The organism is Pararhizobium sp. P1_E7, from assembly GCF_056405855.1.
This window is the reverse complement of record NZ_JBFUBH010000003.1, coordinates 176,316-190,039: the sequence shown is the minus strand read 5'-3', so window position 1 is coordinate 190,039 and position 13,724 is coordinate 176,316. Positions and strand designations below refer to the sequence as shown.

General features: G+C 60.4%; 16 protein-coding genes. 9 read left to right on the top strand and 7 right to left on the bottom strand.

The genetic code is table 11. From position 1 onward, the window contains the following. The first annotated feature begins 144 nt into the window (after positions 1–144). From AC1D17_RS05545 to AC1D17_RS05535, 3 genes are all read left to right on the top strand, one after another. Positions 145–339 (top strand): hypothetical protein, encoded by a 195-nt coding sequence (locus AC1D17_RS05545; protein WP_477564416.1) that lies wholly within the window; start codon positions 145–147, stop codon positions 337–339. Positions 340–451: 112 nt separating this feature from the next. Further along, positions 452–1,714, top strand: coding sequence for a GGDEF domain-containing protein (locus AC1D17_RS05540; RefSeq protein ID WP_477564415.1), 1,263 nt, complete (start codon positions 452–454; stop codon positions 1,712–1,714). A 128-nt stretch (positions 1,715–1,842) separates the two neighbouring features. Further along, positions 1,843–2,340 (top strand): CreA family protein, encoded by a 498-nt coding sequence (locus tag AC1D17_RS05535; protein ID WP_477564414.1) that lies wholly within the window; start codon positions 1,843–1,845, stop codon positions 2,338–2,340. Positions 2,341–2,359: 19 nt separating this feature from the next. Here AC1D17_RS05535 and pncA read toward each other — a convergent pair whose 3' ends face one another. Both pncA and AC1D17_RS05525 read right to left on the bottom strand, forming a co-directional pair. Then, positions 2,360–2,989: a bifunctional nicotinamidase/pyrazinamidase gene (gene pncA, locus AC1D17_RS05530; RefSeq protein ID WP_477564413.1), complete on the bottom strand. Its 630-nt coding sequence runs from the start codon at positions 2,987–2,989 to the stop codon at positions 2,360–2,362. A 284-nt stretch (positions 2,990–3,273) separates the two neighbouring features. Continuing rightward, on the bottom strand, positions 3,274–3,738 hold the full coding sequence (locus tag AC1D17_RS05525; RefSeq protein ID WP_037096270.1) for a chemotaxis protein CheW: 465 nt from the start codon (positions 3,736–3,738) through the stop codon (positions 3,274–3,276). Positions 3,739–3,962: 224 nt separating this feature from the next. On the opposite strand from AC1D17_RS05525, the gene AC1D17_RS05520 reads away from it, so the two are divergent. From AC1D17_RS05520 to AC1D17_RS05495, 6 genes are all read left to right on the top strand, one after another. Further along, positions 3,963–4,121: a hypothetical protein gene (locus AC1D17_RS05520; RefSeq protein WP_477564412.1), complete on the top strand. Its 159-nt coding sequence runs from the start codon at positions 3,963–3,965 to the stop codon at positions 4,119–4,121. Positions 4,122–4,225: 104 nt separating this feature from the next. Further along, positions 4,226–4,825 carry an SCO family protein gene (locus AC1D17_RS05515; protein WP_477564411.1) on the top strand — a complete coding sequence of 200 codons (600 nt, stop codon included), beginning with the start codon at positions 4,226–4,228 and terminating at the stop codon, positions 4,823–4,825. A 20-nt stretch (positions 4,826–4,845) separates the two neighbouring features. Then, positions 4,846–5,976, top strand: a complete 1,131-nt coding sequence (locus tag AC1D17_RS05510) for an FAD-dependent oxidoreductase (RefSeq protein ID WP_477564410.1) — start codon at positions 4,846–4,848, stop codon at positions 5,974–5,976. A gap of 74 nt (positions 5,977–6,050) precedes the next feature. Beyond that, complete coding sequence (locus AC1D17_RS05505; RefSeq protein ID WP_477564409.1) at positions 6,051–6,929, top strand: 50S ribosomal protein L11 methyltransferase; 879 nt, start codon at positions 6,051–6,053, stop codon at positions 6,927–6,929. A 400-nt stretch (positions 6,930–7,329) separates the two neighbouring features. Further along, positions 7,330–7,863, top strand: a complete 534-nt coding sequence (locus AC1D17_RS05500) for a hypothetical protein (RefSeq protein ID WP_477564408.1) — start codon at positions 7,330–7,332, stop codon at positions 7,861–7,863. A 124-nt stretch (positions 7,864–7,987) separates the two neighbouring features. Next, entirely contained in the window at positions 7,988–9,823 is a 1,836-nt protein-coding gene (locus tag AC1D17_RS05495; RefSeq protein ID WP_477564407.1) for an aminopeptidase P family protein, read from the top strand. Positions 9,824–9,858: 35 nt separating this feature from the next. Here the strand turns inward: AC1D17_RS05495 and AC1D17_RS05490 are convergent, their stop codons facing one another. From AC1D17_RS05490 to AC1D17_RS05470, 5 genes are all read right to left on the bottom strand, one after another. Continuing rightward, entirely contained in the window at positions 9,859–10,170 is a 312-nt protein-coding gene (locus tag AC1D17_RS05490) for an AzlD family protein (RefSeq protein ID WP_477564406.1), read from the bottom strand. A gap of 2 nt (positions 10,171–10,172) precedes the next feature. Beyond that, entirely contained in the window at positions 10,173–10,889 is a 717-nt protein-coding gene (locus tag AC1D17_RS05485; RefSeq protein ID WP_477564405.1) for an AzlC family ABC transporter permease, read from the bottom strand. Between the two features lie 177 nt (positions 10,890–11,066). Further along, positions 11,067–11,888 (bottom strand): 3-methyl-2-oxobutanoate hydroxymethyltransferase, encoded by an 822-nt coding sequence (panB, locus tag AC1D17_RS05480; protein WP_477564404.1) that lies wholly within the window; start codon positions 11,886–11,888, stop codon positions 11,067–11,069. 2 nt (positions 11,889–11,890) lie between these two features. Continuing rightward, a complete protein-coding gene (gene panC / locus AC1D17_RS05475; RefSeq protein ID WP_477564403.1) occupies positions 11,891–12,766 on the bottom strand; it encodes a pantoate--beta-alanine ligase in 876 nt (291 codons plus the stop codon). A 196-nt stretch (positions 12,767–12,962) separates the two neighbouring features. Continuing rightward, complete coding sequence (locus tag AC1D17_RS05470) at positions 12,963–13,709, bottom strand: fumarylacetoacetate hydrolase family protein (protein ID WP_477564402.1); 747 nt, start codon at positions 13,707–13,709, stop codon at positions 12,963–12,965. Between the last annotated feature and the right edge of the window lie 15 nt (positions 13,710–13,724).

Sequence of the window (13,724 nt, the reverse complement as noted above, 5' to 3'; positions counted from 1 at the left end):
CCCTTCCCGCCCAGGACATCGTGGTCTGGCAAGCCCCCTGAAACACCGGCGCATCAACGCTTGTGTTGAACCTGAAGCTCAAAAAACTGCATTTGCGTCCGGTCTCAGAGCCTTAATTTTTGGCGAGAATAAGGAGACACTTATATGATCCGTGTTTTTTTTCTCGACATCGGCCTGTCGCCCGACGGCTCTGCCGCGGCCCCGGATATCGTCAACGAACACCCGCTGACCGGCAAGCGCCGGCCGGATTTTCCCCCGTTTTCACCGGTGGCAGCCGCGCTTGGCCAACCCTTGCGCAGATACCCGTGGAAATTGTGCAGAGGTCGCCAGATTGGCTAAAATTGCAGCGAATTTCGGCTGAAAAAATTAAATCGCCGAGATTACGAATTCGGCCTTATCCGCATGAACGGACCAATTTTTTTTGAGCGCCACTTGGCAGGAATACCCGCCCATGAGCTTTCTTTCCGCCATTGCAGTCATTTCCCTTATGGTCATGTTTCCCGTGCTCTTGTCCCTGCGCAAGACCGGCGTTCCGGGTGTCGCCAGCTTTTGCGCCGCTTGCCTTGTGACGACGCTCGCAGCATCGGTCGCGATGGCGGCAGGTGTCGTGCCGGCGTGGTTTCATACGATTGTCGGCGGAACGCTGATGGTCGCTGCCGGCCTCTTGATACTGAGAGGCTTCAAGCAAATCCTCGGCCGCAGGCCGCTTGGGGCATGGCCGATTGGCATCACCCTTGCCGGTGTCGCCACGGCGCTGGTATTCTTCAGCTACGCCGCTGACAATCCGCCGGCGCGCATCTCGGTCAGCGCCGGGCTTTCAAGCCTGATCTGTTTCCTGATCAGCGCGACCATCGTGCGCCATTGGCCAAGGGAGCGGGCAATCACCCCCTACATGCTGTTTTGCTGCGTCTTGGCTTTCCTGGTCGCGGTCCTTCATGCGCTGCGGGTCGTGTCGGCTAGCACCGGTTTCGACACGGCTGGCAGCGCCCTCGAACCACCGATCTGGACGGCGGCCTTCCTGGCAGCGCTTTTATTGATCATGCCATTGTTCTTTCTGGGCATCATCCTGATGCTGCATGGATGGATGATCGCCAGTCTGCGCCACATGATCGCGCATGACGATCTGACGGGCGCCCTGTCGCGCCGCGCCTTCATGACGGCATTCGAGCAGATGTTTTCGACAGCTGCTGTATCCGGTCAGCAGACGGCGTTCATGCTGCTTGATCTGGACCGGTTCAAGCAGATCAACGATCAGCACGGCCATGCCGGTGGCGATGCAGCCCTCGTGCACTTCACACAGACCGTTCGCGAAACGCTGGCCGGCCGCGGCATTTTCGGACGGCTGGGCGGAGAGGAATTCGGCATCGCTCTTACCGGCGCCGGCCGGTTGGAAGTGACGGAGATCGCCGAGATGATCTGCACTGCGGTCAGAACAACGCCCGCCAGGGCGAATATGGGCGGGGATATCGGACTGACGGTGAGCATCGGCGTCGCCATGGTCGATGCGGGCGGGTCGCTGACAGACGCCATGGTACAGGCGGACGTGGCACTCTATGAGGCCAAGGCGCTGGGGCGTGACAGGCTCAGCATCGCCGGAAGCTTTCATGCCGCATCCCTTGCCAGCGCCCGCGCCCTTGCGGGTGCTGCAGCGCAGATGCGCGCCGCCGTCGGCCCGGTGCACTCACAGGCACAACCCCTGTCCAGCATGGGCTGACTTTCGGGCTCGCCGCTTGCATTGCCGGCCGCCCTTCCTATGTGAGTTGGGCACACAGCGCCGCGCGTTACTCATGACGCGCGAAGTCGCTGTAGCGCTTTAAACTTGCTGCATCCGGAGAGCCAACAATGCCGTTTCCCATCCGCTTCATCAGCGCCTGCGCTCTTCTTGCCGCAAGCCTTGCCGGTTTTTCCGCCAAGGCAGAAACGGTGGGGGAAGTCGGCGTCGATTGGCTTGGCAACGACATCACCATCGATGCCGTCAGCGATCCCAAAGTCGCCGGTGTCACCTGCCATGTCACCTATTTCGACCGCAGCGTCATCGACCGCCTGAAGAACGGCAACTGGTTCGAAGATCCGTCGAACAATTCGATTTCCTGCCGCCAGACCGGACCTGTGACGATCGGCGATATCGAGCTTGGCCGGGACGGCGAGGAAGTGTTCCGCGAGGGGCTTTCCCTGATCTGGAAGAAACTCGTGGTTACCCGCATCTATGACAAGAAAAACAACACGCTGATCTATCTTGCCCATTCGCGCGAATTGACCGACGGTTCCGCCAAGATGTCGATCTCGACTATTCCGCTGTTCGAACAGCCTGTGACATGGACGAACGGCGCACCGAAATAGCCGCATCGAAGACAGCCGCTTATGCCGCCGCGAAAACATCCTTGGATGCGATGATGCGAACGCCGGCGGCGGTCATCTCCTCAATCGCAGCCTTGACGCCGGCGGCATCGATGCCCCGGCTTGCATCAGCGATGAACCGGACGGCGACGTCAGGCAGCATCTGCTTGGCGTCGAGCGCCGAAGCCTTGACGCAATAATCGGTCGCAAGGCCGCAAATATCGAGCGTACCGATCCCTGCCCGCTTGAGGTAGCCCGAAAGCCCCGTCAGCGCGGACTGATCATTGTCGCGAAAGGCGGAATAGCTGTCGACGTCTCGGTTTTCGCCCTTGCGCTGCACGTGGTCGATGCCTGCCACGTTGAGACCGGGATGGAACTCGGCATCGTGGGTATCCTGGACACAATGATCCGGCCAAAGCATCTGAGGCGCGCCTTTCAAAGTCCCCATCTCGAAAGGCTTGCTGCCCGGATGCTGGGAGGCAAAGCTGCCGTGATCGGCAGGATGCCAGTCCTTCGAGGCGACGACGAGATCGTACTTGCCTTCTGCGATCAACCGATTGACGACCGGCACGATATCCTCACCGTTCGGCACGGCAAGGTTTCCGCCGGAGCAGAAGCCGTTCTGGATATCGACAAGCAGGAGGCATTTCACGGGCGGTCTCCCATCATTCCTGCGGCAAATTCGGGTAGAGTCCGGCGGCTTGATCTCGCATTCACGATAGTCCCGGAGCGGCGGAAAAACGAGGCTTCCGCACGATCAATCTACTGCATAATTCCTGAAACCGGAATCGATTTGAGGAAAAAATTATGCTGCAAATTTAAAGTGCTACAGCGCCCTTTGCACGTCATGAACGACACGCGGCGCTGTCGTCCGAATGCGGGAACACACCGCCCGGTTTCCCGCACGGTGTTTGCCATTTTTTTGCAAATGACGGCTTAAGCGGCCTGCGCCAGCTCGTCGGCAATGACGGTATCGAGATTGAGGAAGCAGACCATGGTCTTTTCCAGGGCGACGATGCCGCGGCAGAAGGCGCGCTGCGCTTCCGGGATGATCTCCGGCGCCGGCTGCAGAGCCTCGCTCTTGATTGTCATCATGTCGGAAACCTGCTCGACCAGAAGGCCGACCAGCTTGCCGGCGATATCGGTGACGATGATCGCCGAACGCTCCGACGGCTCCGTCATCTTCATGCCGAGGCGGCAGGCCATGTCGATGACCGGGATCACCGCGCCACGCAGATTGATCAGGCCCAGCACATAGGGCGGCGTATGCGGCATCGGCGTCACCGGCGCCCAGCCGCGGATTTCGCGGATGGCCATGATGTCGATGCAGAATTCCTGATCGCCGAGATGAAAGGAAACGATTTCCAGATAGGCGCCGGACTGCTTGATTGCATTTGACATGATCAGAATTCTTCCCAGTTTTCGGCGAAACCCGATGCTTTCGGCACGGACAACGAGGGCTAAGGCTCCCACCAGCCCCCTTCACGCAACCAGAACATGGCAAACAGAAATTAAACTTTTGCTAAAATGATCATCCAATTGTCGTATTGGAAAGCTCTGCCGCCGCATTGGCATCCCCGGCGAAACGGCTTTCAATGTCGAAGCTGGCAGGATATCATCGCCACATGAACAACGAAGCCGGAAAACAGCCGCCGACCCTGATGATCACTGCCATTGGTGGTGTCCTCCTTCTTCTGTCTCTTGCCGCTTTTCTCGGGTGGGTCGTCCAGGGGCCTGAAATGCTGCTGACGATGGCTGAAAACGGCATGTCGTGGTGCTTCTGACGAAACCTGCCGCATTTTGACGCTGTTGGCGTGAATGTTTTGCAACGTCCGGGCCAAACCGCTATCTGAACAGCAATACTTGGCAGATTTTGAGCGGACATCTCATGAAAACACTTCGCATCGTTCTTTGGGCGGCCGTTGCCGTCGTCGCAGCCGCACTCGGCTGGATCAGCTACGAAATGACGACAGGCAAGGATCAGATCGCTGCCGGTCCCTTCGGCGTTCCCTTCGAACTGGTTTCGCAGACCGGCAAGCCGATCACGCAGGCCGCTTTCACTGGCAAGCCGACGGCCCTGTTCTTCGGCTTCACCCATTGCCCGGAAGTCTGCCCGACCACCCTGTTTGAGCTGAACGGCTGGCTGGAAAAGGTCGATCCGGACGGCACGAAGCTGCAGGCCTATTTCATCAGCGTCGATCCCGAGCGCGATACGCCGGAGGTGCTTGGCCAGTACGTCTCCAACGTCTCCAAGCGCATCACAGGCATTTCCGGCCCGCCGGAAAAGGTTCTGGACATGGTCAAGGGGTTCCGCGTCTACGCCAAGAAAGTCCCGCTGGACGAAAAGAAACCTGACGGCGACTACACGATGGATCATACTGCGTCGGTGTTCCTGCTCGATTCCGAGGGCAAGTTCACCGGTACGATCGCCTATGGCGAAAATCCGGATACGGCAGTCAAGAAACTGGAAAACCTGCTCAAGACATAAATGATCGTCGTGAGGGTCGGATGGGTGAACGCAGCGGAAAGTCCATTCTGATCGCCGGAGCCGGACCAACGGGGCTTACCTTGGCGCTTGAACTGGCGCGGCGGGGTTTTAAATCCCGCCTCGTGGCGAAGGCAGCCGAGCCGACCCCCATCAACGAAAGCCGGGCGCTCGGCGTCAATGCCAGAACGCTGACGCTTCTGGAACCCTCGGGCGTCAGCGCGATGATCCTGGCAAAAGCCCGGCGCCTGACCAAGTTCAAGATACTGGCCGCCGGAAAACCGCTGCTGACGGTCGAGACGGAGACCTTCCGCAGCCGCTATTGCCCGATCCAGATTCTGCCACAGGGCGAAACGGAACGGCTGCTGCAGCAAAAGCTGTCGGCCTTCGGCATCGCTCCTGAATGGTTGACGGAGATCTCCTCGCTGTCCGGCGACGTGACGAAGCCCGTCGTCACGCTTCAGCATTGCGATGGCCGGACGGAGACGGTCGAGCCGGATATGCTGGTTGGTGCCGATGGAGCCCATTCCGTCGTGCGCAAGGCCTTTGGGTTTGCCTTCCCGGGCAATGCCATCGAGAGCCGCTTTTTCCTCGCCGACTACCGCTACACGCAGCCGGTCGATACCAGCTTCATCGAGTTGAACTTCCTCAATCCCGGTGTGCTTGGCCGGCTGCCGGTGAGTGAGGATACGCTGCGCTATCTTTCGACGGTCGAGGATTTCGAAACTCGTATCGACCATCCGGCCATGGTGTCGGAGCGAACCTGGGTTTCGGAATTCCACATCAGCTTCCGCCATGTCGAGACCATGAGCCGTGGCCATGTATTTCTGGCCGGAGATGCCGCCCACGTGCATTCGCCGGCCGGCGCGCGCGGCATGAATCTCGGTATCGAAGACGCCTGCTGGCTTGCCTTTCTAATATCGGAAGGGCGGGAGCAGGACTATTCAAAGCTCCGAATGCCGGCGATCAAAACCGTCATTAAGGATACCCGGCGCAACACCACCTTCATCACCCTGAAAAATCCGGCCCTCACAGGGCTGCGCTCCCTCCTATTGCCGCTGGTAAACCGTATCCCCGGCTTCACGGCGATGTTTCTGCACAATGTTGCCGGTCAGGACACGCCGCCACCGCCCTGGATTCCCGGCGCGCAATAGGCGCTGCGCTTTACCTCGCATCGCCCCTCATGCTACTGCCCACCGGCAAGCACTTGCCGACAAGGACAAAGACATTGAGCGACCTGCGCCTCTTCATCACCACCACCGAAAAGCTGTCCGAAGTCCTTATGGACCTGATGACCGATGCTTTCGAAGACGACGGCTATGCCATCGCAACCATGGAGATGGACGAGAAGAAGGATATCTGGGAAGCCTCGCTCTATCTCGATTTCGACGAAGAAGACGAGATGCGCGCACGTTTCGCCGAGGTTGTCGCCGCCCAGTTTCCGGATGCCGTCATCGAGCGTGAGGTCATTCCGGATGTCGACTGGATCGCCAAATCGCTGGAAGGCCTGTCGCCGGTGCGCGCCGGGCGGTTCCTCGTGCATGGCTCGCATGACCGCGACAAGGTCCGGTTGAACGACATCGCCATCGAGATCGATGCCGGCCAGGCGTTCGGCACCGGCCATCACGGCACGACGGCGGGCTGCCTCGAAGTGATCGAAACCGTCATGCGCGCCCGCAAGGTTCGCAATGCGCTCGATCTCGGCACCGGCAGCGGCGTCCTGGCAATCGCGGCGCGCAAGATCAAGCCGGTTCCGGTTCTGGCAACCGACATCGATCCGATCGCCACCCGCGTCGCCGCCGAGAACGTCAAGCGCAACGGCATYGCCACCGGTATCACGACGATCACTGCGCCCGGCTTCCACTCGCCGTCTTTCGCAGCGCACGGCCCGTTCGATCTGATCATCGCCAATATTCTGGCCCGTCCCCTGATCAAGATGGCGCCGCAGCTCGCAAGCCATCTGGCACCGGGCGGTTCCGTCATTCTCTCGGGCATCCTTGCGTCGCAGCGCTGGAAGGTACTCTCGGCCTATAATGGCCAGCATCTGCGCCACGTGCGCACCATCTGGCGCAATGGCTGGGTGACGATCCATCTTGACCGCCAGTGACGGATGGGGAATTCAAAGGGCTGAATTTTCAAAGGCTTGAAAAAGGAAAACCCGCCTGTCCGTCATGGACAAGCGGGTTTTCAATACAAAGGCGATGCCGAAGCACCGCCCGCTGACCGGCAAGCCGGTCATGTCCGCGAGCTTGAGGAGGAGGAGCGCTCAAGCGGACTCTTCACAGTCTGAAATTGGCCACCCGGAGGGAGGAGGAGAAGGATGACCAACCATGTTCAGACCGTGCAGCTCTTGCCATCAGGCATTCGCAGGAACAACAGATTTGCGTCCGTGTTCGTTGAGCGGATTTATAGACTATTTTTGAAATCGGTCTAGCTGCAATGCAGCATGGGTGCCATGCACATGGTGCATAAGTATGATGAATATGAGAGTTCAGACAGGAGGACAGATGCTGGCGACGATCATACCTCTCATCTGCTTGGGCTTGATCGGCTGGATTTTTGGCACGGTGCTCCGGTCAATGCGCCGCGGAAAAAAGCAAAACCAGATCAAATGGCCGCCCTATCCGCTGATAGACGCCTCGGAAGAGGAGATGGAGCGCCGCCATCTCGAATGCCGGGACCGGCTCAGCCATGCAACATTCGGCACGAGGGTCGCACGTGACCTTTACCGGCATCTGATGACCTGCGAATCGGGTTCAGGGCTCATCCACGCATTCCACCGGGATTACTGCGGACATGGACTGATCCGTACCGGCAATGCAATCACGCTGCGCGAGATCTACGACGGTGGATGCACTGTGGGTGATCCTATCGCCAGCTGGAATAGCGAAGCAGATTTCGTCGCCTTCTTCGCCCGGCAGTCAGACTTCACGTGCAGCGGCTGGGACGCCAAGGAACCGGTGTTCTTCACGGAAGACCGATGGGCGCAGAATAATCAGCGGCTGACCGCGGATGTCATCCGGAAATTCGTCAAGGGGTGAGCAAGAAAGACGGGCTTTCGCAGCACTGGTTGTTTCCGCTAGAGTGTCAGTACCATTCAGGAATCGATGTCCTTCGCACAGCCCAAGCCCGGCTATCGGCTCCTTCCCATCGCAGGAAAATCAGATGTTCCAATCCTTTGAAGTCACCTCCACTCCGCAATTCGGCAAGGAGCGCACCAACAGCCTGCGTGCTGCCCTGACAGCACTGAACGTCGATGGATTTCTCGTGCCCCGGGCTGACGAGTTTCAGGGCGAGTATGTGCCGGCATGCGCCGAGCGCCTGTCCTGGCTCACGGGCTTCACCGGCTCGGCCGGCATTGCCCTGATCATGCAGAACCAGGCGATCGTCTTTGTCGATGGCCGCTACGTCACCCAGCTCAAGGAACAGGTCGACAGCACCGTTTTCACTGGCGGCGATCTGGTCGGCGAGCCACCGCATCTGTGGCTGGAGCATAACGGCAAAAAGGGCTTCCGCCTCGGCATCGATCCCTGGCTGCACACGGGCGCAGACGTTCGCAAGCTTGAAAAGGTTCTGGAACGGCTGGGCGGCGCGCTGGTCTTTCTCGACCATAATCCGCTCGACCGCCAGTGGATCGACCGGCCGGCCGCACCGCTTGGCCGCGTCAAGATCCAGCCGCTCGATCATTCCGGCATTCTTGCCAAGGACAAGCTCGCAACGATGGCTGCGGAGATCGGAAAGGCCGGAGCCGACGCCGTCGTGCTGACCGACCCCTCGTCGATCGCCTGGACCTTCAACATCCGCGGCAGCGACGTGCCGCACACGCCGCACCCCCTCGCCCGCGCCATCGTCCATGCGGATGGCACAGCCGAACTGTTCCTCGACAAGCGCAAGACCGGCATCGAGGAAGAAGCCTATCTGACCCAGCTTGCAAGCCTTGAGGCACCATCGTCGTTTGAAGACAAGGTCGCAGCACTTGCGGCAACGGCCAAGAAGATCATGATCGATCCCGATCACGCGCCCTTYGCGCTGGCCGAACGCATCCGCGTCAGCGGCGGCATGGTGATCGAGGCGGTCGATCCCGCCCGCCTGCCCCGCGCCTGCAAGAACGCCGCCGAGCTTGAGGGCTCCGCCCGCGCCCACCTGCAGGATGGCGCAGCGATGGTCGAATTCCTCGCCTGGCTAGACCAGACACAGCCGGGAACGATCACCGAGATTGCAGCTGTCGAAAAGCTTGAAGCCTGCCGTGCCAGCGTCGGCCAGCGGATGCAGAATCCGTTGAAGGACATTTCCTTCGACACGATTTCCGGCGCCGGCGAGCACGCGGCGATCATGCATTACCGGGTCACGACCGAAACCGACCTTCCCATCGCCGGCGGCACCATGTTCCTGATCGATTCGGGCGGCCAGTATATCAACGGCACCACCGACATTACCCGGACCGTCGCAATCGGCACCGTGCCGGAGGAACAGCGCCGTTTCTTCACTCTGGTACTGAAGGGCATGATCGCCATCAGCGTCGCCCGCTTTCCGAAAGGCTCACGCGGCATCGACCTCGATCCACTGGCGCGCATCGCACTGTGGAAGGCGGGTGCCGATTTCGCCCATGGCACGGGCCACGGCGTCGGCTCCTACCTGTCGGTGCATGAAGGGCCGCAGCGCATATCGCGTGCCTCGATGCAGGAACTCCTGCCCGGCATGATCCTCTCCAACGAGCCCGGCTATTACCGCCCCGGCGCGTTCGGCATCCGCATCGAAAACCTCGTGCATGTGCTTGCAGCCAACGATATCGACGGCGGCGACCTGCCGATGCTGGGTTTTGAGACGCTGACCTTCTGCCCGATCGACCGCCGCCTGGTGATYGCCAGCCTTTTGACCGCAGAGGAACTGGATTGGCTGAACGCCTATCATAGGGAAACCCATGACAAGCTTTCGCCGCTGATCGCCGATGAAAAAGTGCTGGAATGGCTGAAAGCAGCGACCGCGCCGCTGAGTCGCTAAGAACCAAGCCCGCTCCGCAGGGAGCGGGCACTTTTCTACATCAGCACATGCCGGATCGCCATCACGACCAGCCAGCCGGCAAGCAGCATCCAGAGCGACGAAACGCGCAGGCCCACAGCCAGAGCGACGAGCATTGCCGCCACCACATCCCAGCCGTCGGAGAGGAAGGCGGGCGCCACCAGCGTCGAAAGCACGGCTGCAGGCACCGCATTCAACGCGGCCTCCATGCGCGGCGGGATGCGCTTCATCTGCGTGATCATCACATAGCCGCCGATACGGGTCAGGAACGTCGCAACGGCGGCGGCAAGGATCACGTAGATCAGTTGCATATGTTCTGCATTATTCATGATCAGACCTCATGCTCCAGCGTGACCGGTTCTTCGTGCTGTTTCGACAGGGGCATGCAGGCGGCAAGCAGGATGCCGGCAATCGCGCCGATGCTGACATGCCATGGCGATCCGACGAAATGCATTGCCGCAACCGATGCCAGCGAACTGACCGCCACGACCGGCAGCCAGTTGTCACGCTTGCGGAAACCGAGCACCAGCCCCATGAAATAGATCGGCAAGAGGACATCTAGACCGATTGCCTTGGGATCGCCGATCATCTGCCCGAAGATCGCACCGAGCAGCGTCGTGACCTGCCACGGCAGATAGATGATCAACCCGAAACCGAGATACCAGGCAAACGTCACCGGCTCGCCGCGCTCTGCCCGCCTTTCCGTTTCCGCATATTGCGGATCGACCAGCAGGAAGAAGGCGAAGAACTTCTGGAGGCCGGAGAAATGGCGGATATGCCGGGCGATCGACGCCGAATAGAGGACATGGCGGAAATTGACCGCGAAGACCGAAAGCACGATCAGCCAGGGCTGGACGTTGTGGCCGAACAGCTCGATGCCGACCATCTGGCTGGCGCCGGCAAAGACCGTGGCGCTCATGAACACGGCATCGAAAACGGAGAAACCGTTATCGACCGCAAGCGCACCGAACAATGCGCCAAAGGGAGACGCGGATATCATGACGGGAAAACCGCCGCGCACGCCCTGCCAGAAATCGTCTTTTGTCATGAAGGAAACTTTCCGCAGCCGCGGCCGCCATCGGCCAAATCACGTTTGCCGAGGTGCGCTCGCGATGAAACGCACAGATAGGCCGCGACCGGCTACGGAACAATTCAATAAGTTTGATGCAGTGATCCAAATTTCTGATCAGAACGGCGCCGGGCAACGCCCGGCCCGCTCAGCGCGTCAGCGCTTGACCTGAAACGTGTGCTCGATACCGGGAAACGTGCGGGCCTTGACCTCGTTGGCATAGGCCTCGAACGCCGCCGACATCTGCGGCGCCAGTTCGGCAAAATGCTTGACGAAACGCGGCTTGAAATCACTGAAGATGCCGAGCATGTCGTCGGTGACGAGAATCTGGCCATCGCAGGCCGGCGACGCGCCGATGCCGATGGTCGGCGCCCTCAGCGTTTCGGAAATCTCGCGGGCCAACGGCTCGATCGTTCCTTCGACGACAATGGCAAACGCGCCAGCATCATCGATGGCCTTGGCGTCGCGCCTGATTTTGGCCGCTTCCTTGTCGTTGCGGCCAAGCGAGCGGTAGCCGCCCATGGTGTTGACGAGCTGCGGCATCAGCCCGACATGGCCGAGCACGGGAATGCCGCGCTGAGTCAGGAAATCCACGGTTTCCGCCATCTCCGCGCCGCCTTCGAGCTTCACGGCGCTGCAGCCGGTTTCCTTGAGGATCCGGGCGGCGCTGTTGAAGGCCTGCTCCTTGGATTCCTGATAGGAACCGAACGGCAGATCCACGACGACGCAGGCTTTTTCAGAACCGCGCATGACGGCCTGACCATGGGCGATCATCATGTCGAGCGTCACGGCGACGGTCGAATCGAGACCATAGAGCACCATGCCGAGGGAATCGCCGACCAGCATGAAATCCACATGCGGATCGAGCAGGCGGGCGATCGGCGTCGTATAGGCTGTCAGGCTCACGATTGGCCGTTCGCCCTTCAATGCCTCGATGCTGCCGGGGCTCAGGCGCCGCTTTACTGCCTGTACACTCATGCTCACGCCACCTTTGCAAATTTTGCAGTTTTTGGGTTGAAAACCCGGTTATCGAGCAGCTTCGTGCTCCCGAAGCGGACAAAAAGCAACAGAAGAACCGGCGTTTCGCCGATTTCCGTCAATTCCTGCAGAGTTTCCGGATCGCGCAGCGCAACCACTTCGGGGTTTGCCAAGGGCTCCGCGGCGATAAAATCGGTGATTGCTGTTTCAAGTGCGGCCGCATCCGTCAGCCCGCCGGCAATCAGCCTTTCGGCTTCGTCCAGCGCCTTCGGCACGATCGCCGCCGCAGCCCGTTCCGCCGGCGTCAGGTAGACATTGCGTGACGAGCAGGCGAGACCGTCGGCCTCGCGCACCGTTGCGACACCGACCACCTCGACCGGCTGCGCCAGATCCTCGACCATGCGGCGAATGATCTGCAGCTGTTGAAAATCCTTCTCGCCGAAATAGGCGCGGTCCGGCTGGACGATGTTGAAGAGCTTGGTGACGACCGTCGTTACGCCGGCGAAATGACCGGGACGGAGGGAACCCTCCAGCTCATTGCCGAGCGTCGGCACATCGACCACGGTTTCCATCGGACGCGGATACATATCGGACACGCCGGGTGCAAAGAGGAAATCGGCGCCGCCTTCGATAAGCATCGCCTCATCGCGGGCAAGATCGCGCGGGTATTTCGTCAGGTCCTCATTGGCGCCGAACTGCAGCGGATTGACGAACAGGCTGACGACGACGATGTCGTTTGCCGCCCGTGCGCGGGCGACCAGTTCCATATGACCGACATGCAGATAACCCATGGTCGGAACGAGGCCGATGGTTTTCCCGGCGCGGCGATGTTCGCTCAAGCGGACGCGCAGATCGGCAATGGTGGTGATTGTTTCCATCTCGGGATCCTCCAATCCGCAAGCACGCCGCCTTGTCCAACACGGCGGCCCTTTGCCGGTCCTCACTGCGAGCACCTCGCAAAAAACCCGGCGCGGTTTCCTAACGTGTGCAGTGCAAAAAGACAATTCAAGAATTGAAGGCTACGAATTGTCCCGCGGAAAATCGGGTTCCGGGGCGCCCCGGAACCCGATCCCGTCATTTGCGGCTGGTTTCGACCGTCTGCTCGATAGCGCCGAAGATGGAATGTCCGCTGCGATCGTTCGCCTCAATGCGAACCACGTCGCCTGAGGATAGGGCCGACGTGACGCGGCCCGAACCGGTTGCAACGATGCTGCCGGCGACCAGCGGCCGCGTACCGGCCGCACCGGCCACGGCATCGGTGCCGTCCTTGGCGCTGCCCTTGCCACCGTCGATTGACTTGCCGCTACGGCGAACGAGCAGGGAAATATCCGCCCCCTCGCCCAATTCATCGGGCGTGACGGCGACCGGCGAGAAGGAAGAAGCGGTAACAGTGCCATCTGCAGAAACATCGTTGGCCAGCAAAACCAGGAGAATGGCCTGCTTTGCTTCATCCGCACCGGCCTGCGCATCGACGTCATCGACGATAACCGCGAGCTGGGCGGTCATCGAAATGCCTAGCGCGCCGTCCCTTACCGAAATGGAATCGCGCGGACCGGTAAAACCGCCGGAGCCGCCGGCCCAGAAGAACGCGCGCGGCAGCGGCGAAGCGGCGTCATGTTCGTGAAACCGGATGGTCGGCTGCGCGCCGGTCTCGACGCCAAGGGCAACCCGTGCCAGCCGGGGGCCGACATGGGCCCAGTCGTCAAGCGCGGCCTGAAGGGTGCGGGCAATATGGCCGACTTCCGAGCAGCGGGTCAGATCCTTGGAAACGACGACGAGTTTGCCGTCGCGGGTACTGTCTTTCAGAGTGGCCAGTTTCATCGCTTGCGTGTTCCT

Excerpts from the sequence above, each read along its gene's own strand:
- AC1D17_RS05525 (WP_037096270.1), bottom strand. The coding sequence starts at position 3,738 with ATGTCAAATGCAATCAAGCAGTCCGGCGCCTATCTGGAAATCGTTTCC.
- AC1D17_RS05490 (WP_477564406.1), bottom strand. The coding sequence starts at position 10,170 with ATGAATAATGCAGAACATATGCAACTGATCTACGTGATCCTTGCCGCC.
- AC1D17_RS05540 (WP_477564415.1), top strand. The coding sequence starts at position 452 with ATGAGCTTTCTTTCCGCCATTGCAGTCATTTCCCTTATGGTCATGTTT.
- AC1D17_RS05510 (WP_477564410.1), top strand. The coding sequence starts at position 4,846 with ATGGGTGAACGCAGCGGAAAGTCCATTCTGATCGCCGGAGCCGGACCA.
- AC1D17_RS05520 (WP_477564412.1), top strand. The coding sequence starts at position 3,963 with ATGAACAACGAAGCCGGAAAACAGCCGCCGACCCTGATGATCACTGCC.
- AC1D17_RS05500 (WP_477564408.1), top strand. The coding sequence starts at position 7,330 with ATGCTGGCGACGATCATACCTCTCATCTGCTTGGGCTTGATCGGCTGG.
- AC1D17_RS05515 (WP_477564411.1), top strand. The coding sequence starts at position 4,226 with ATGAAAACACTTCGCATCGTTCTTTGGGCGGCCGTTGCCGTCGTCGCA.
- panC (WP_477564403.1), bottom strand. The coding sequence starts at position 12,766 with ATGGAAACAATCACCACCATTGCCGATCTGCGCGTCCGCTTGAGCGAA.
- AC1D17_RS05470 (WP_477564402.1), bottom strand. The coding sequence starts at position 13,709 with ATGAAACTGGCCACTCTGAAAGACAGTACCCGCGACGGCAAACTCGTC.
- AC1D17_RS05545 (WP_477564416.1), top strand. The coding sequence starts at position 145 with ATGATCCGTGTTTTTTTTCTCGACATCGGCCTGTCGCCCGACGGCTCT.
- AC1D17_RS05485 (WP_477564405.1), bottom strand. The coding sequence starts at position 10,889 with ATGACAAAAGACGATTTCTGGCAGGGCGTGCGCGGCGGTTTTCCCGTC.
- AC1D17_RS05535 (WP_477564414.1), top strand. The coding sequence starts at position 1,843 with ATGCCGTTTCCCATCCGCTTCATCAGCGCCTGCGCTCTTCTTGCCGCA.
- panB (WP_477564404.1), bottom strand. The coding sequence starts at position 11,888 with ATGAGTGTACAGGCAGTAAAGCGGCGCCTGAGCCCCGGCAGCATCGAG.